Raw genomic sequence first — 16900 nt, 5'->3', positions numbered from 1 at the left:
GCCGGCGGCCTCGTAGTGGACGAGGCCGTGGCGCATCACGGCCTCTTGCGCGGTCGACAGGATGGCATCGCCTCGGGCCTCCAGGAAGGCCCCGACGTCCATGGGCGCTGTGGTCACGATGCAGGCTCCCATCTGGTCGGGGCCACGTCCACTCCCACCCGGCCTACCGGCCCTCGAGCACGGGCGGGCGCTTGTCGTGGAAGGCGGCGGTCGCCTCGAGGTGGTCCCCGCTGTCGTAGGCGCGCCGGCGCAGGCCCGGCACCCGCGCGTACACCTCGCCGGCGACGGGCTGATGGTCCGTCAGCATCCGCGTCCGCTCCTTGTCGAGGGCGTCGACGATCCCGTCGGTGACCCGCGCCTCAGCGCGTTGCGCTTGGTGGGGTTGTCCAAGGTCACGACGGCGACGTGCCCCTGGATGTCGCTGCGGACGGGCGGAGCCTCGGTCACGTCGCCGCGACCTCGGTCACGGCCCGGAGGGCCCGGTCGTCTCGATCACGTGTGACGAGCCTCCCACGTCCGGCGGCGGACGGGGGAGGTGCCATTCGGAGGTTCGGCCGGGGTCCTCGCCGGAGCTCCCCGGCAGGGCCCTCGGGCCGTGAGAGCAGGCGGCCCGCAGCGTTACGCGCCGTGCGTGCGCCCCGGGGGATTCGAACCCCCAACCTGCGGATTAAGAGTCCGTTGCTCTGCCATTGAGCTAGAGGCGCAACGGCGAGTGTACGCGAACGCGTCCCAGGGGTGGAACGGGCGCGTGGCGCGCTCGGGGTGACCGAGGGGACTTGAACCCCCGACCTCCAGGGCCACAACCTGGCGCTCTAACCAACTGAGCTACGGCCACCGTGATGGTCCCAGCATGGCATACCGACCAAGCGGGGTCGCCACGTCGCGGAGGGCTACCCTGGTCCGCGCGGGCCGCCCCACGGGGGTCCGACGTCGCCTTCGCCCCCGTAGCTCAACTGGACAGAGCGGGTGGCTTCTACCCACCAGGTTGCGGGTTCGACTCCTGCCGGGGGCACGAAATGGACATCCAGCCGCTCTGGCACGGTCGCATCGTGCGTCCGACCTCACTGCCCAACGGTCAGCGGGGCTGGGTTGACGACCACGCGCCCACCTGTCGCCCCCCCCTTGCTCGCTGTCGAGCACCACACAGACGCCGGGTGTCGCCTGGCATGGCGATGTGCAGCGGCCACCGCAGCGACGGTCAGAGCTCGTGTCTCGGCAGGCGGGGTGAGCGGTTGATGGTCTGTCGTCGGAATGACGGCGGCGGGAACATTACGCCAACCGCGGCCGACGTCCGGGTTCGGACCGAATGCCCGAGCCGGCAGCCGCCTTGTGCCCGAGCCGGCAGCCGCCTTCGGGTCGCAGGTGACGGTGGACCCGGCGAGGACCTTTTCGCCGGCATCGCTCGGACCAACGGGGCTGCTCTCTGGCTCGAGGAACGTGTCCGCCAGTCAGACCCCCTCTGCACCGTGGTGGGCGACGGCGTCCGAGGAGCTGCGCAGCGGCACCGGCGTCGGCAAGGGACGCGATCTCTGAGTCCGTGTCGGGCTCGCCGACGACGACATTCTCCGCGGGGATGCCCTGAGATGCTGTGTGCCGGCGACATCGGGCGTGGTTGTCGCGGAATCGGCTCGGGGGGGTTTGGTCGAGCGGAGCGCGGTGAGCCACGACTCAGCCGCTCGATAGGTGAGCCCCTCGTTCGTTGTTGGAGCAATCAAATGTTGTTGGAGCAATCAAATAAGCAGAGCACCCGCACTCCATGGAGACCCGTTCGGGGGACAGGTTCAGCCGCCACGGGGGTAACAGCTTGTGGAACGGTAGGCGGGCGGCTCGGGGTATCGCTCGAGACCGTTTCGACCTCAACGAACGTCGGAAATCTCGTCAATATTGGTGGTGCGTCCAGGCTTTTGGCGGATTTACAGTAAACGCTGCGGGGGCCTTGCGGCCTCGTTTCGGACCGCTGCGGCAGGGGGGAAACTTGAAACGTCACACCTTGACCATGCTCGTCACTGTGGCCGTCACCGGTCTGGCCTTCTTTATCGCCAGCCCGGGAGCGTCGGCTCGCACGCCGAGCACGACCGTCAACTCATCGGTCGGCCATTCGACTATCCGGGGGTTGGGTAGCGGTGCGCCGTTCGCATTGGCGAGCTGCACCTCAGCCGCACCTGCCAGCGTCGCCTGTGCCATCTGGAGCGCCCAGCCACCCCACGACTCGATCCGACTCTGGTGCCTGGCCCCGACGGCCACGGGCGGGGTCGCTGTCACCGTGACGTACGTGCCGCAGGCGTCGAGGTCGGCCATCCCTTCCACGACGCTCACGGTCCACTGCAAGGCACCGCGGGCGCAGAACGTCCCGACGCCGGGGTCCAAGTTGAGCACGCCGCTCATCGTCGGTAGCCCGCCGTTCACGGTCGTCGGATGCACCACGGACGTCCTTGGGACGGCATGCACCTACGCAGGGGAGACGATCACGAAGGCGTGCACGCTGGCGGCGTCGGCCAACACGCTGCCGGTTCTGGTCACTGCGACAGTGACGCTGGCGGGGCCGGCCGTCATCAGCGGGAAGACAATCGAGATTCCGTTCCGCTGCAGGTAGAGCCCGTTCGGGGTGAACCTGCACGGTTTGGGCCACGGCCTGATGACGGGATGAACCGGCGCAGCCGGATTCGTCGACCAACGTGAGCGGGGCGGCCACCTTCGGGTGGCCGTTTCCGCGCTGTGACCGCCGACCCGAGCACCCCTGCCAGTCTCGGGGGCAGCGCCCGACATGAACGGCATCGCGGGTGGGTGAGCCCCGTCAGGTGCCGGATTTGCGAAGATGGAGAATTCCGAGGGCTTGGGAGCGTCGAACGCGAAACGGGCCCCCGGTCCGCTCACCGGAGGTCGGGCGAAGGAGATACAAGATGATGCGCACATCGCCGAAGTTGAGCCGTCGAGCGGGGGTCGCCGCCCTCGCCATCGCCGGCTTGGTCCTCGGGGCCTGCTCTAACGGGCACGGCACAACCGGCGCTTCGAGATCGAGCGACACGGCAGGTGCCGGAATTGGCTCGACACCGGCCTCGGGCTCGACACCGGCCTCGGGACCCGGGGCGGCTTCGGATCCGAATTCCGGCTCGGGATCCCAGTCAGGCTCGGCCTCCCAGCCGGGAGGATCGGGATCCCAGTCAGGCTCAGGTTCCAAGTCGGGGGGCTCAAGCTCGACGCCGGGAGGCTCAGGCTCCAAGTCGGGCGGCTCAAGCTCGACGCCGATCGCCCGAGTTCTCCAGGACCTGCAGCGGAGGGATTCCTCTGAGATTCATGCAACCTTCAAGGCCACATATCGGGCACGGGGTTCGTCGGCAACCATCACGTTCGCACAGATGGGTTCCAAGGCTTCGTTCTCGAGCGGCACGTCGGCCTATTACAGCGACGGCTCCACCGGCACGGTCTGCGACAGCAGTAGCGGAACACCATCGTGCTACACGGGAGCGACACCGCCAACGGGCCTCTTGAGCCTCATCAACCCGGCACAAGTGGCCGGCGCGATCCGATCTGCGGAAGCAGCCGTGACAGTGAACCACTCGATGGAACGGCACTACAGCCAAATGTCGTCGTGCGTCGCGTACATGGCGGGGACACAGCACGTCAAGTACTGCCTGGACCAGCAAGGCACGCTCACGTTCATCAGGATCCCGACCGGGGCATTCGACTTGACGGCGTACACGACGACGGTCTCCGACAGCGACGTGTCCGTGCCGGCCGGCGCGACGACCCGACCAGCGCCGACGAACTCGTAACAGACACTGCTGGGACACGTGCGCAATCGCGGCGATGAACCCGGCGACGTGGGGAGGGGCCTGCGGGCCCGTCCCGGCTGACCGGTGCTGTCAGGCGAGGGCGGGCTCGGGTTCGGGCGTGGCGTCGGCCGGCGTCGCCATGGCCGGGGCGGGAGCGGCGGGCCTGATGACCACCACCGCCAGGACGAACCCCACGAAGGCGATGAGCGAGCCGATCCGGAAGGCGGCGTCGTACCCGCTCGTCACCGCCTGGTGCGTCGCCAGCGCCTGCGCCGCGTGCCCGACCGCCCGCCGCACGGGGGCCAGGTGGGACGCGGTGACGCTCGTCGCCACCGTCACCAGCACGGCGAGGCCGAGGGACCCGCCGATCTGCTGGCCGGTGTTGAGGAGGGCGGATGCGAGCCCGGCCTCGCGCTGCTGCACCCGCGACATCACGGTCAGGGTCAGTGGCACGAAGGTCGAGCCCATCCCCGTGGCCAGGAGCAGGAGGGGCCCGATGATCGACACGTAGGCGGCGTGGACGCCGACGAACGACAGCCACAACAGGCCGCCGGACACCATGAGGGGGCCCGCCGTCATGGGCCGCCGGGGCCCGATCCGGCCGACGAGGCGCGCCATGAGCGTGGCGGTCCCGCCGATCCCGAGGGTCATGGGGAGGAACGCCACCCCCGCCTTGAGGGGGCTGTAACCGAGGACGTTCTGCACGAACTGGGTGATGAAGAAGAACGTGGCGAACATGGCGGCCGCCAGGGTCAGCATGATGGCGTAGGAGCCCGCCCGGTTGCGGTCGGCGAAGATGTGCAGGGGCATGAGGGCGTGGGGGCTCACCCGCTCGATGGTCACGAACACCGCCAGCATCACCACCGCAAGGGCGAGCGCCCCGACGGTGACGCCGTCGGACCAGCCCGACGTGGCGGCCCGGGACAGCCCGTACACGAGTGACGTCATGCCGAGGGTCACCGACGACGCGCCAGGCAGGTCGAGGCGGCCCGGTCGGGTGGGGGTGGTGCCGAGCACCCGGGGCGCGGCCAACGCCACGCTGAGCCCGATGGGCACGTTCACGAACAGCACCCAGCGCCACGAGGCGACGTCGGTCAGGATCCCCCCGAGCAGGAGCCCGAGCGATCCCCCCGCACCCGACATCGCCGCGTAGACGCCCATGGCCCGTGACCGCTGCGGACCGGCGGGGAACGTGTTCTGGATCAGCGCCAGGGCCGTGGGCGAGGCGATCGCACCGCCGACGCCCTGCGCCACCCGGGCGGCGATGAGCCAGGCCTGGTCGGTGGCGAACCCGCCCACGAGCGACGCCGTGGTGAAGACGACGACGCCGATGATGAACATCCGCCGCCGGCCGAAGAGGTCGCCGCTGCGGCCACCCAGCAGCAGCAGGCCCCCGAATGCCAGCGCGTAGGCGGTGATGACCCATTCGAGGTTCGTCGCCGAGAAGTGGAGCTCGTGCTGGATCGAGGGCAGCGCGATGTTCACGATGGTGCCGTCGAGGATCACCATCATCTGCACGGCGCAGATCACCAGCAGCGCCAGCCCCGTGTGGCGGTGGGCCGACATGTTCGAGGAGCCGGCATCGGCCCGGTCGTGGTCCATCAGCTATAGACTTTCATCGAAGGTTTATACTACTCAGGTAGATCGTTAAGACTACTCAAAGGTCGAATCGTGTCAAGCGACGGGGGAAACGGGGGGCGTCGGGCCCGCGAGGTGGCGGCGGGGGAGGCCTGGCAGGCCATGTACCGGCTCGTGTTCGAGCGTGAGGGCCAACGGCGCTTCCACGAGGCGTGCGATGCCACCGGGCTGACCGCCGGTGTCCTGAAGACGCTGCTCCAGCTGTCGCCCGACCACCCGGTGCCCATGCGGGACCTCGCCGACCACTTCCGCTGCGACCCGTCCTACGTCACGTCCCTGGTCGACGGGCTCGAGGCCGCGGGGCTGGCCGAACGCCGGTCGCACCCCACCGACCGCAGGGTCAAGATGGTGGCCCTCCTGCCGAGCGGTGTCGAGGCGCTCACCCAGGTCCGCAAAGTGCTCGGGGAGCCCCCGGCGTCGTTCGCGGCCCTGAGCACCGACGAGCTCCTCGAGTTGCGGGCCCTGCTCGTCAAGCTCGCCGTGTCGGAGTCACCTCCGCCCGGTTGACCGACGCGGGCACGCCACCCGCCGGAACGTGGGCATAGACTCCCGGCGATGGCGCGGATCGTGGCGGTTGCCAACCAGAAAGGTGGCGTCGCCAAGACCACCAGCGTGCACGCCCTGGGCTTCGCCCTGGCGCAGATGGGCAGACGGGTCCTCCTCGTCGACCTCGACCCGCAGGCCTGCCTGACGTACTCGGTCGGCATCGACCCCGAGAACCTCCACCAGTCGCTGCACGACGTCTTCGTGCGCAAGATGAAGGCGGCAGACGCCCGTCGCGTCGTCGCCGGCGTCGACGGCCTCGACATCCTGCCGTCCACCATCGACCTGGCCGGCTCCGAGGTCCACCTCCTCACCCGGACGGGTCGCGAGCACGTGCTGGCACTCGCGCTGGCCACCGTGTCCGACGAGTACGACATGGTCATCGTCGACTGCCCGCCGTCGCTGGGCGTGCTCACCATCAACGGTCTCACGGCGGCCCACGAGGTGGTCATCCCCCTGCAGTGCGAAGCGCTCAGCCACCGGGGCGTGGGCCAGCTCCTCGAGACGATCGACGACGTGCGGATGTTCGCCAACGCCGACCTCGAGGTGCGCGGCGTGATCGCCACCATGTACGACGAGCGCACGCGCCACGGCCGTGCCGTGCTCGACGACGTCAGGACGCGCTACGGCCTCACCGTGCTGGAGCCGCCGGTCCGCAAGTCGATCCGCTTCGCGGAGGCGCCCGCCCAGGGCCAGTGCATCCTCCAGCACGCGCCGTCGTCACCCGGCGCCGAGGCGTACCGTGCCATCGCCCTGGAGCTCGACGCCGACCGGCGTCCGGCACGCTGAGCGACGCCCGCGGGTAGCGAGACCTGTGACCAGCGACGCACCGGACCCGCTCGGCAAGCGGGCCCTGTTCTGGGCCCCCGCCGAGCGCGACGAAGAGGGGCCGCGCCGAGCGGCGGAGCGCGACGTTCCGGGCAAGCACGCGCTGTTCTCCGACGAGGCCCGCGCCGCGGGCGTCAAGCCGTCGGCGCCGATCGCGCCGACCACGCGGAGCGCTCCGGGCGCGCCGGCCACACGGACCGCCCCGGGCGCGCCGGGCGGCGCCCGGTCGTCACCCGCCGCCACCCGCCCGAGGTCGCTGCTCAGCCCCATCACGGTCGAGTGCTCCTCGTGCGGGACGCGCAGTGACATCCACATGACGGAGTTCGCCGTGCTCCATCTGCCGATCTGGCTGTGGCGGCCCGGGCGTGGCTACACACGCTTCATGACCTGTCCGGCGTGCCGGCGCCGGACGTGGGTCAGCGCGTCATGGGCCCCCTGGGCCCGCTGACCGCATCGCACGTCGGGTCGGGGACCGCGGGGGTGCTCGCCGGCGTCAGCTCGTGGTTGGAGCATTTCCACGGGCCCGTCGTCTATGTGCTGTGCGGGCTCCTGGTGTTCGGGGAGGCGGCCGTGCTCCTCGGTTTCGTCATCCCCGGCGAGACGGCCGCCCTGATCGGCGGGGCCCTGGCCTCGCTCCATCACATCAACCTCGTCGTCATGCTCTTCGTGGTGGTGGCCTGCGCCATTGCCGGCGACTCGGTGGGGTACGAGGTCGGCAAGCACCTCGGGCCCTGGCTCGTCGAACGGCGCCCGCTGCGCGGCCACCCCGGCGTGCGACGCAGCCAGGAGCTCCTGGCCCGTTTCGGGGGGCCCGCCGTGTTCCTCGGGCGGTGGGTCGCCCTCGCCCGCGCCCTCGTCCCCGGGCTGACCGGGATGAGCGGCATGCGCTACCGCACCTTCCTCCTCTACAACGCCATCGGCGGGATCACGTGGGGGGTGACCTTCGTCATGATCGGCTACGTCGCGGGCCAGTCCTACGCCGCGGTGGCGAGGACGGTGGGGGTGTATTCGCTCGTCATCGTGGGCACCGCGGCTCTGGCGGTGGTGGCCATCGTCGTCGTGCGCCGGCGACGCCAGCATCGGCGCTGGAGCGGGTCGGCGGCGTCGGGCGCGGACTCCGAAGCGGAGAAGGCGTAGGCCGGGCGAGCGGCGCAGGGTCCCCGGGAGGCAGGGTCCCCGGGAGGCAGGGTCCCGAGGCGGGTCAGCCCGTCGCCGGTGGGCCCGGCGTCACGGTTCGGCCGCCGGCGTCACGGCGTCAGCGTCTGCACCCCAGCGGTCGGCGCGCCGTTCGACTCGCCACCGACGATCCACGCCGTCCCTCCCACGACGACGACGCCGGCATGGGCCACCGGGACCACCAGACGGCCGGCGGTGCCGACGGCGAGCGTCGACGGGTCGAACGCCCACACCGTGCCCGAGGTGGTCACAGCCGCGGTGTCGCCGCCCACGATGAACACGTGGCCGGCGAGGGTGACGGCGGCCGCGCCGGCGAGGGGCACCGGGAGCCGGCCCGCGATCGTCACCCTGTGGGTGGCGAGGTCCACGATCTGGATGGTGGCGATGGGCCCGCCGGCGCCGCCGCCGGCGAGTGCCTTCCCGCCGAAGACGAAGAGCTTGTCGCCGACGGCGGCCACCGCCGGGAACGCCACCGGGATCCGCAGGGTGGCCACGGTGGTGAAGGCGCGGCCGTCGCGCGTGGCCAGGACGGTGGCATCGGGCGCGGGCCCGCCCGTGCCGCCGACGACGTACGTCACCGCTCCCACGGTGGCCGCCGACGCGCCGGCACGCGCTTCGGGCAGCGCCCCGACCACGGTGGCGAGGGGGACGCTGCCGGTCGTCGACGTGCCGCTGGCGTTCGGGGCCAGTCCCTGCACGCTCGACAGGGGCGCGGCGGTGTCGCCCCCGAGCACCAGGTCCCCGCCACCCACCACGGCCCCCGTGGCGTCGGCGAGCGGCTGTCCCAGGTTGCCCACGTGGACCAGGGCCCCGGTCGACGGGTCCAGGGTGAAGATGCCCTCGGCCGCCTGGTTGCCGGTCGTCGACCCCCCGAACACCTCGAGCAGAGGGCTGCGCGGCGCCGCGGGGAGGACGACCTCGGCGTCGATCGGCGCCCGCAGCTGCCAGGGCTCCAGGGCCGCTGTCACGGTGGGCGCCGAGGCCGTCCGGGTCGCCGAGGCGCCGGCGGTCCTCGTGAGCGGGGCCGAAGGGCGCGCCGCCGCGGTGGTGCCGGACACCGCGATGCCCCGGGCGGCGTGGGCGGCGTGGGCGGCGTGGGGCTTCCCCGAGATGCCGACGAAGGTCACCGCCAGAGCGGCGGCGAGGAGGAGGACGGCGGCGAGGACGGCGATGACGAGGAGTCCGCGCCGGAGGTGGCGGGCGCGGCTGGTGGCGTGCCGGGCATCGAGCCCCGGGAGCCGCCGAGCGAGAGGTGTGGAGGTGAGCACGACCGTTGCTTCCGGCGCCCTGTCTACACGACGGCCAGGGGGAATTGGCGGTTCTCCGCTCTGCGTCGCCGCGGGTGTCGAGGTGTCCGGCGAGGCGTCGGCATTGCCGGGCGGGACCCGTCGACGCCGCCCGGGGAGGTGTCAGCGTTGCTCGGGAAGGTAGAAGCGCGACGGCATGGCCCCCTCGCGGCGCACGCGCTGGTGGTTCTCGAGGAGCACGATGTGCGCGAGCGTCTCTCCCACCGCAGCGCGCTGCATGAAGTCCGCGATCTCGTGCCAGGGACGGGACCACCGCAGGAGCACCGAGAGGTCCCACGCCGTCGACCCCGGGTGCTCGCTGATCAGCCCCTCGATCTCCGCCAGGCGATCGGCGTGATGGGTGATGATCTCGTCGAGCCGGGCACCCAGGCCGGCGAACCGGTACTCGTGGGCGGGCAGGACCTCGTCGACGCCGAGGTTCTGTACCTTGAGCAACGACTCCAGGTACTTGCCCAGGGGGTTCGGGAACTGCTGGGTGTGCACGCCGATATTGGGGGTGATCCTCGGCAGGACGTGGTCCCCTGACAGCAGGAGGCGGTGGCGGTCGCTGTAGAAGCAGACGTGGCCGGGGGAGTGGCCGGGTGTCCACACCGTCTGGAGGTCCCATCCCGGCACGTCCACGCGTCGGCCGTCCTCGAACAGGACGTCGGGCACGGCCATGGTGACCTGTCCCCGGATCATCATCGAGGCGAAGTTGAGGTCGGGCAGCTTGGTGGCGGGGACCCCGGCGTCCTCGAGGAAGTCGCGCATGCGGGCGAGCAGGTCGTCGGTGTTCATGTAGCGCGCCTCGAGCATCTCGGCGTCGTCGGGATGGAGGCCGATCCATGCCCCCGACTCCTCGCGCACCCGGCCGGCGAGGCCGTAGTGATCGGGGTGGATGTGGGTCACCAGCACGGCGCGGACGTCCGCGATCGACCCTCCGGCCTCGACGAGGCCGTTGTTCAGCGCCGTCCAGGCGTCTTCGGTGTTCCACCCGGCGTCGACGATGGCGATGCCGTTGTCGAGCTCGAAGGCATAGACGAGGACATACCGCAGGGGGTTGTCCGGGATCGGCACCGGGATCGACCACAGGCCGGGACGCACCCGCTCGACCGGTGGCATCACGTCGCGATCCCACGCGTCCTTTTGGAGCACCCCGGTGACGTCGACCATGTCGGCACCGTAGGCGGGAACCCCGCCGGCGACCAACCCTCCCCGGCGGTCCCCGGCACCGCCGCCAGGCGGCCGGGCCGCCTCAGCGGTCGCCCGCATCGCACCGTGCGCGGTCGATTTCGCGACGCAGAGTGAGGCCTGGATCCGGGTATCCGTGCCCGGACGGGCAGGTTTCACTAGCGTCACTTGCGTTCCATTGACCACATGAAACACAGGTGCGTACCATGACGCGCCCGGCCCCGGCGGCACCTCCGTCGCCGGCCGGGGCGCCCGACCGACGACCGGTCAGTGTGCGCGGTCCCCGGCGGGCCGCGGCGGTCCGCACGACGCAGACGACACGACGGGGGTCACGGTGGGAGAGCGGTTGACGAACATGTCGGTCGACCACGGCACCGGCAGAGCGGGCCGCGAACGCGAGCTCACCGTGAGCCGCCTGCGCTCCCGTCTCGAACACGTCCTCGACCTGTCACGCGACGCCTTCGTCGAGACCGATCGCGACGGGGTCCTCACCGAGTGGAACCGCCAGTCCGAACTGCTCTTCGGATGGTCCCGCGACGAGGTGCTCGGCCGGTCCATCACGGAGTTCCTGATCCCGGCGCGCTACCACGACCGCGTCGTGCACGACCTCGAATCGGCCCGGCTGTCGGTGCACGGCATGGAGCGCACCCGACCCCGGCAACTGCGGCTCATGCACCGCGAGGGCTACGAGGTCCAGGTGTCGGGCTCGGCATACGTCGTGGGCTCGGGTGACGACATGCGCATCGGCGGGTTCCTCCACGACCCCGAAGAGGACAAGGCGGCCGAGGAAGCGTTGGCCCACGCCTACCTCCACGACTCGCTCACCGGCCTGCCCAACCGGACGCTGTTCACCTACCGCCTCGCCTATGCCCTGGCCAAGGGCAAGAGCACCCCGGGCACGGTGGCGGTGCTGGTGCTGGACCTCGACCGGTTCAAGGCGATCAACGACGGCCTGGGTCACGAGGTGGGCGACGAGGTCCTCGTGGCCGTGGCCGGTCGGCTCCAGTCGGCCAACGCCACTGCCGAGGTGATCGCCCGCCTGGGTGGGGACGAGTTCCTCGTCCTGTTCGACGGGGACGACGCCGAGAAGGAGGCGATCGCCTTTTCGCATCGCGTGCTGCACCTGCTGAGCAGCCCGATCCCGGCCGGCGACGGAGAGGTCTTCATCACGGCGAGCATCGGCATCGCCGGCACCAACCCGCGCGTCACCGACCCCACACCCCTGCTGTCCAACGCCGACGCGGCGATGTACCAGGCGAAGAAGCGCGGCGGAGGGACGGTGGAGGTGTTCGGCGAGGCGATGCGCATGCGCGTCCTGGACCGCATGAACACCGAGCATTCACTGCACCGTGCCCTCGAGCGGCGGGAGCTGCGCCTCTTCTACCAGCCGGTCGTCGAGATCAGCGGGAACCGCGCCGTGGGCGTCGAGGCGCTGCTGCGCTGGGAGCACCCCGAGCAGGGTCTCGTCGCCCCCAACCGCTTCATCCCGGTGGCGGAGGAGAGCGGGCTCATCATCCCGATCGGCGCCTGGGTGCTGTACGAGGCGTGCCGCCAGCTGTGCATGTGGCAGGCCAACCGCTGGGGTGGGCCGCGCGGGGCCGTCGAGGTCAACCTGTCGGCCCGCCAGATCGACCATCCGGAGATCATCACCACCGTGGAGCGCATCCTGGAGGAGACGGGGCTCGCGCCGGCCAACCTCACGCTCGAGATCACCGAGAGCGCGCTCATGAACGACGCCGCCTCGGCTCTGCGGGTGCTGCGCGCCCTGAAGGACCTCGGGGTGATGCTGGCCATCGACGACTTCGGCACCGGGTACTCGTCGCTCAGCCACCTGCAGCGCTTCCCCCTCGACATCCTGAAGATCGACAAGAGCTTCGTGGACGAGCTCGGGGCGGGCCGCGGCGGGGCGGAGATCGTGGCGGCGGTCGTGAAGCTGGCCCACGCCCTCGATCTCCAGGTGATCGCCGAAGGGGTGGAGACCGAGCGGCAGCTCGACGCCCTGCAACACCTCGGCTGCGACTTCGCCCAGGGGTATCTCTTCTCGCGGCCCGTCCCCGCCCACGAGCTCGTCGAGAAGTTCCCGCTCCGCCTGGGCGCCTGATCCCTCCGGCCGCCTCCCGTGGTGGAGGCGGGACACCCGCCCGCCCTGGTCACGGGCCGTCCCGACAAACTAGTTGACATCGCAAGTAGTTCTGGTAAGATACTTGCAGTCACAACATTGTGTCGGCAACGATCTCGGAGGCAACCATGACCATGACCACCACCACCAGCCAGGGAGCAGGATCGACCCGCCAGTACAAGGGCGTCGCGGTACCTGCGCCCGGCGTCTACGACCTCGACCAGGCCCACACCACGGTGGAGTTCGTCGCCCGCCACCTCATGATCACCAAGGTGCGGGGCCGGTTCGCCGACTTCTCGGGCTCGGTCCACATCGCCGAGGTCCCCGAAGAGTCCTCGGTCGACGTGACCATCAACGGCGCCAGCGTCAACACCAGCCAGGAGCAGCGTGACGCCCACCTGCGCAGCGCCGACTTCCTGGACGTCGAGAACCACCCCACGCTCACCTTCAAGAGCACCGGCGTCGAGCTCGGCAGCGATGGGGACTGGGAGGTCACCGGAGACCTGACCATCCTCGGCACGGCCCGCCCGGTGGTGCTCAACGTGGAGTTCGACGGCGCCAACACCACGCCGTGGGGGACGCAGGCTGTGGCCTTCTCGGCCTGGACCGAGATCGACCGCGAAGACTGGGGCCTCACCTACAACCAGGCGCTCGAGGCCGGCGGTGTGGTCGTGAGCAAGAAGGTGCGGATCGAGCTGAACGTCGAGGCCGTCCTCCGCCAGGAGCAGGCCGAGGGCGCAGCCTGACCCACGGCTGACACCGGTTGCCGGAAGGCGTGAGGCGCCGCCAGGACCCACCGGTCCTGGCGGCGCCGACGCGTCAGGACGCAGGTCGTCAGGACGCAGGACGCAGGTCGTCAGGACGCAGGTCGTCAGGACGTCAGGTCGTCAGGGTGTGAGGGCGTCGACCTCGGCGACCTCGTCGGCGCCCAGCACCCAGTCGGCCGCGGCGGCGTTGGCGCGGACCTGCTCGGGCGATGTCGCCCCGGCGATGACGCTCGCCACCGACCCGTGGGCGGCCACCCAGGCGATGGCCAGCTCCACCAGGCTGCGGCCGTGGCGCTCGGCGAACCCGGAGAGGCGCTCGATGGCGGCCACGTTGCCCACTGACAACAAGCCCCGACGGCGGTCGGCGGGCATCCCCGCCAGCCTGGTGCCCGCCGGCGGCTCCCCGTCGGACCGGTACTTGCCGGTGAGCACGCCCGACGCCAGCGGGAAGTAGGGGATGAAGGCGATGCCGGTGCGCTCGCACTCGACGAGGACGTCGGCCTCGGGGCCGCGGTGCAGCAGGCTGTACTCGTTCTGCACGCTCACGAAGCGCGCCGCTCCCTCCCGAGCGGCGAGGGCGGCCTCCTGCAGCTGCGCCACGGTGAAGTTGGAGCAGCCGATCTCCCGGACCTTGCCGGCCCGGACGCACTCGTCGAGGACCGCCAGGGTGTCGGCGATCGGCGTGGTGGGATCCGGCGCGTGGAGTTGGTAGAGGTCGACGCGGTCGGTGCCGAGGCGCCGGAGGCTGTCGTCGAGGGCGCGCCGCACGTAGTCGGGCTTGGCGCCCTGGCGCTGCTCGTCGACGGCCATGCCGAACTTGGTGGCGAGGACGACCCGGTCCCGGCGCGGCCCGAGGGCGCGGCCCACGAACTCCTCGCTCCTGGTGCCGCCGTAGATGTCGGCGGTGTCGAAGAACGTGATCCCGGTGTCGATGGCGGCGTGCACCACCGCGGCGGAGCGCTCCTCGTCGAGGCGCCCGCCGAAGTTGTTGCACCCGAGCCCGACCACCGAGACATCGAGCGAGCCGATCGTCCGCGTGCGCATCATCCCTCCTGTTCCGGTGTGGCCCCTGCCGTCGCCGCGCCCGAGACCACGGCGATGTCGCCCGGCCACCGCCGCACGCTGATGGACTGGCTGGCGGTGCCGAGCAGCGTGCCGTCCTCGGCCCACAGGTGGGCCAGGCCGTGGCCGAAGCCGTGGGCGAGGGCGTGCATCTGGATGTCGCACAGCACCCACTCCGTCGGCACCAGCTGGGCGATCCGTATCGTGTTGTCGAGGCTGCGGCCCATGGTGCGCACCCCGAGCGGTTGTGACACGCCGCCCGAGACGTAGTCGCCGATCACCGCCAGGGTGGCGGCCGAGGGCTCGAGGTGCCCCGGCACGCGTGCCCAGAACGCCGATCGGGCATCGCCGGGCACCCCGTCGAGCTCGCTCATCATCCGGCCCCGGGCCACGCGGTGCTCCACCCGGACGAGCACCGAGTCGGCGAACAGGGCGGGGATCTCCTGGACCGGGCACTCGTCGGGGCCCGGCACGGCGGGCGGGTCGACCCACGTGCCCGACATGTCGAGCTCGTGGCGGCCGAGGGCGGCGTTGACGGTGAGCACCTCCTCGTCACCGAGGCGGCCGATGGCCCGGCCCTGGGTGGTGTTGCGGCCGGTGGCGGCCAGGACCACCTCCCACTCGAGCACCGACCCGGTGGGCGCGTACGCCAGGTACTGGGCTGTGGCCCACACCGTCGGACGCCCCGAGGCCTCCTCGAGGGCCACGATGCCCGCCGCCAGCCCGCACCCGCCGTAGAGGAACCGCCCCGGGGTGCACACCGCGGGCGTGACGGGCAGGCGCCAGCGCAGCGGGTCGTCGGTGGGCTCGAGCCCGAGGAAGTGCCGTGCGTCCATGGCCGCACCCTAATTGGGCTCATTGGGGCGGGGGTGACCGCGTGCACCGCCGAACCGGGGCGGCGGGTGCCGCATGCACCGCGAGGCGGCCGGGTCGCACTCACCGACCGGTGGCCCGACGGGTCAGTTCACCTTCCGGTCGTGACCCTCCCAGTAGGGCTGGCGCAGCTTGTACTTCTGGAGCTTGCCGGTGGCCGTCCGGACGAGGCCGGCGCGCACCTCGATCGACGTGGGCGCCTTGAAGTGGGCCAGGTGGGCCCGGCAGAAGTCCATGAGCTCGTCCTCGGTGGCCACGGCGCCCGGACGCAGCACGACGAGGGCCTTCACCGTTTCGCCCCACTTGTCGTCGGGAACGCCGATCACCGCCACCTCCGCCACCGCGGTGTGCTTGTAGAGGCAGTCCTCCACCTCGATCGACGACACGTTCTCGCCGCCCGTGATGATGATGTCTTTCTTGCGATCCGCGATCACGGTGTAGGCCCCGTCGAGGTAGCCGCCGTCGCCGGTGTGGAACCACCCGCCCTCGAGGGCCCGGGCCGTGTCCTCGGGCTGCTCCCAGTAGCCGTCGAAGACGTGGTTCGAACGCGCCAGGATCTCGCCGCTCTCGTCGGTCCGGATGCGCACGCCCACAGCGGGCACGCCCGCCCGCGACAGCAGCGACGCCCGTGCCGCGCTGTCGAGCCCGTCCCACTCGGCCGGTGCCCGGTTGACCGTCAGCAGCGGGGTGGTCTCGGTCAGCCCGTAGATCTGGATGAACTCCCACCCGAGCTCGGTCTCGATCTGTTCGATGGTCGACGAGGGCGGGGGAGCGCCCGCCACCACGACGCGCACCTGCCCGCGGCCCGGGACCTCCTCGCCACGCCGCCGCCGCTCTTGCGCGGCCGCCAGCACCGCCGTGAACACGGCCGGCGCCCCGCACAGCATCGTGACGCCTTCGGTCGCGACGCGCGCCAGGATCGCCTCGCCGTCGACCTTGCGCAGCACGACGTGCTTGCCGCCCATGGCGGTGACGGCGTAGGGCATCCCCCAGCCGTTGCAGTGGAACATGGGCAGCGTGTGCAGCAGTGTGTCGCGATCGCCGACGGTCGTGTGCCAGCCGAAGACCGCGGCGTTGAGCCAGCAGTTGCGGTGCGTCAGCTGCACGCCCTTGGGCCGTGCCGTCGTCCCCGAGGTGTAGTTGATCGAGCACGTGGCGGCCTCGTCGGCCTCCCATGGTGCGGGCTCGGCACCGGCGGGCGCGGGGGCGAACAGTCCCGCGTCCTCGCTCCCGTCGAGGACCATGCGCACCTTGGCGGACACCGCCGCCAGGGAGCCCTCGAGCTCGGGGTCGACGAGCAGCACCGAGGCGCCCGAGTGCTCGACGATGTATGCCACCTCGTCGGCGTTGAGGCGGAAGTTGACCGGGACGAGCACCCGGCCGTAGCCGCTCACGCCGAAGAACGAGATGAGCATGCGGGCCGAATTGGGGCTCACGACCGCCACGCGCTCGCCGGGGCCGACGCCGAGGGCGTCGAGGGCGAGGGCCATCCCCCGGGCCCGGGCGTGCATCTCGGCGTACGTGACCGAGCCGAGCGACCCGGCCACGCCCGGCTCGTCGACCACCGCCACCCGCTCGCCGTGCACCACGGCAGCCCGGTCCAGGAAGTCGCCGATGGTGAGCGGTATGTGCATGCGTCGATCC

15 protein-coding genes and 3 tRNA genes are annotated in these 16900 nt (G+C 71.2%); 8 read left to right on the top strand and 10 right to left on the bottom strand.

What is annotated here, in order from left to right; translation table 11 throughout:
* Positions 1–163: 163 nt before the first annotated feature.
* The 3 genes from VMV22_14425 to VMV22_14415 form a co-directional block, all read right to left on the bottom strand.
* Entirely contained in the window at positions 164–307 is a 144-nt protein-coding gene (locus VMV22_14425) for a hypothetical protein (GenBank protein HUY23525.1), read from the bottom strand.
* A 325-nt stretch (positions 308–632) separates the two neighbouring features.
* Positions 633–704, bottom strand: a tRNA-Lys gene (locus VMV22_14420).
* Between the two features lie 57 nt (positions 705–761).
* Positions 762–835 (bottom strand) — tRNA-His (locus tag VMV22_14415).
* A gap of 103 nt (positions 836–938) precedes the next feature.
* Between VMV22_14415 and VMV22_14410 the strand changes: the two genes are divergently transcribed.
* A tRNA-Arg gene (locus VMV22_14410) sits at positions 939–1012 on the top strand.
* A 971-nt stretch (positions 1013–1983) separates the two neighbouring features.
* On the opposite strand, the gene VMV22_14405 is transcribed toward VMV22_14410, so the two are convergent.
* The gene (locus VMV22_14405; protein ID HUY23524.1) at positions 1984–2421 is read right to left on the bottom strand and encodes a hypothetical protein; all 438 of its coding nucleotides are present in this window, start codon (positions 2419–2421) and stop codon (positions 1984–1986) included.
* 935 nt (positions 2422–3356) lie between these two features.
* Between VMV22_14405 and VMV22_14400 the strand changes: the two genes are divergently transcribed.
* Positions 3357–3773, top strand: a complete 417-nt coding sequence (locus VMV22_14400; protein ID HUY23523.1) for a hypothetical protein — start codon at positions 3357–3359, stop codon at positions 3771–3773.
* 90 nt (positions 3774–3863) lie between these two features.
* Here VMV22_14400 and VMV22_14395 read toward each other — a convergent pair whose 3' ends face one another.
* Positions 3864–5375, bottom strand: a complete 1512-nt coding sequence (locus VMV22_14395; GenBank protein HUY23522.1) for an MFS transporter — start codon at positions 5373–5375, stop codon at positions 3864–3866.
* A gap of 69 nt (positions 5376–5444) precedes the next feature.
* Here VMV22_14395 and VMV22_14390 point away from each other — a divergent pair, with 69 nt between their 5' ends.
* Genes VMV22_14390 through VMV22_14375 form a run of 4 tightly spaced genes read left to right on the top strand, consistent with a single transcriptional unit; the run spans position 5445 to position 7919 of the window.
* Complete coding sequence (locus VMV22_14390) at positions 5445–5918, top strand: MarR family transcriptional regulator (GenBank protein ID HUY23521.1); 474 nt, start codon at positions 5445–5447, stop codon at positions 5916–5918.
* A 48-nt stretch (positions 5919–5966) separates the two neighbouring features.
* Positions 5967–6743 (top strand): ParA family protein, encoded by a 777-nt coding sequence (locus VMV22_14385; protein ID HUY23520.1) that lies wholly within the window; start codon positions 5967–5969, stop codon positions 6741–6743.
* Between the two features lie 25 nt (positions 6744–6768).
* Positions 6769–7230 (top strand): hypothetical protein, encoded by a 462-nt coding sequence (locus tag VMV22_14380; protein ID HUY23519.1) that lies wholly within the window; start codon positions 6769–6771, stop codon positions 7228–7230.
* Positions 7179–7919 (top strand): DedA family protein, encoded by a 741-nt coding sequence (locus VMV22_14375; protein ID HUY23518.1) that lies wholly within the window; start codon positions 7179–7181, stop codon positions 7917–7919. Before VMV22_14380 ends, VMV22_14375 begins: the two co-directional genes overlap by 52 nt.
* 110 nt (positions 7920–8029) lie before the next feature.
* Here the strand turns inward: VMV22_14375 and VMV22_14370 are convergent, their stop codons facing one another.
* Both VMV22_14370 and VMV22_14365 read right to left on the bottom strand, forming a co-directional pair.
* Positions 8030–9226 carry a hypothetical protein gene (locus VMV22_14370; GenBank protein ID HUY23517.1) on the bottom strand — a complete coding sequence of 399 codons (1197 nt, stop codon included), beginning with the start codon at positions 9224–9226 and terminating at the stop codon, positions 8030–8032.
* Between the two features lie 141 nt (positions 9227–9367).
* Entirely contained in the window at positions 9368–10417 is a 1050-nt protein-coding gene (locus VMV22_14365; protein HUY23516.1) for an MBL fold metallo-hydrolase, read from the bottom strand.
* A gap of 352 nt (positions 10418–10769) precedes the next feature.
* Here VMV22_14365 and VMV22_14360 point away from each other — a divergent pair, with 352 nt between their 5' ends.
* Together VMV22_14360 and VMV22_14355 are read left to right on the top strand one after the other, a co-directional pair.
* Entirely contained in the window at positions 10770–12536 is a 1767-nt protein-coding gene (locus tag VMV22_14360) for an EAL domain-containing protein (protein ID HUY23515.1), read from the top strand.
* A gap of 146 nt (positions 12537–12682) precedes the next feature.
* A complete protein-coding gene (locus tag VMV22_14355) occupies positions 12683–13300 on the top strand; it encodes a YceI family protein (GenBank protein HUY23514.1) in 618 nt (205 codons plus the stop codon).
* A 141-nt stretch (positions 13301–13441) separates the two neighbouring features.
* Here the strand turns inward: VMV22_14355 and VMV22_14350 are convergent, their stop codons facing one another.
* The 3 genes from VMV22_14350 to VMV22_14340 form a co-directional block, all read right to left on the bottom strand.
* A complete protein-coding gene (locus VMV22_14350) occupies positions 13442–14365 on the bottom strand; it encodes an aldo/keto reductase (protein HUY23513.1) in 924 nt (307 codons plus the stop codon).
* Complete coding sequence (locus tag VMV22_14345) at positions 14365–15219, bottom strand: thioesterase family protein (GenBank protein ID HUY23512.1); 855 nt, start codon at positions 15217–15219, stop codon at positions 14365–14367. The genes VMV22_14350 and VMV22_14345 overlap by 1 nt, the downstream gene beginning before the upstream one ends.
* A gap of 123 nt (positions 15220–15342) precedes the next feature.
* Positions 15343–16890, bottom strand: coding sequence for an AMP-binding protein (locus tag VMV22_14340; protein ID HUY23511.1), 1548 nt, complete (start codon positions 16888–16890; stop codon positions 15343–15345).
* Between the last annotated feature and the right edge of the window lie 10 nt (positions 16891–16900).

It is taken from the genome of Acidimicrobiales bacterium, assembly GCA_035531755.1.
Lineage (GTDB): Bacteria > Actinomycetota > Acidimicrobiia > Acidimicrobiales > UBA8190 > DATKSK01.
This window is presented reverse-complemented; position numbering and strand designations above follow the sequence as displayed.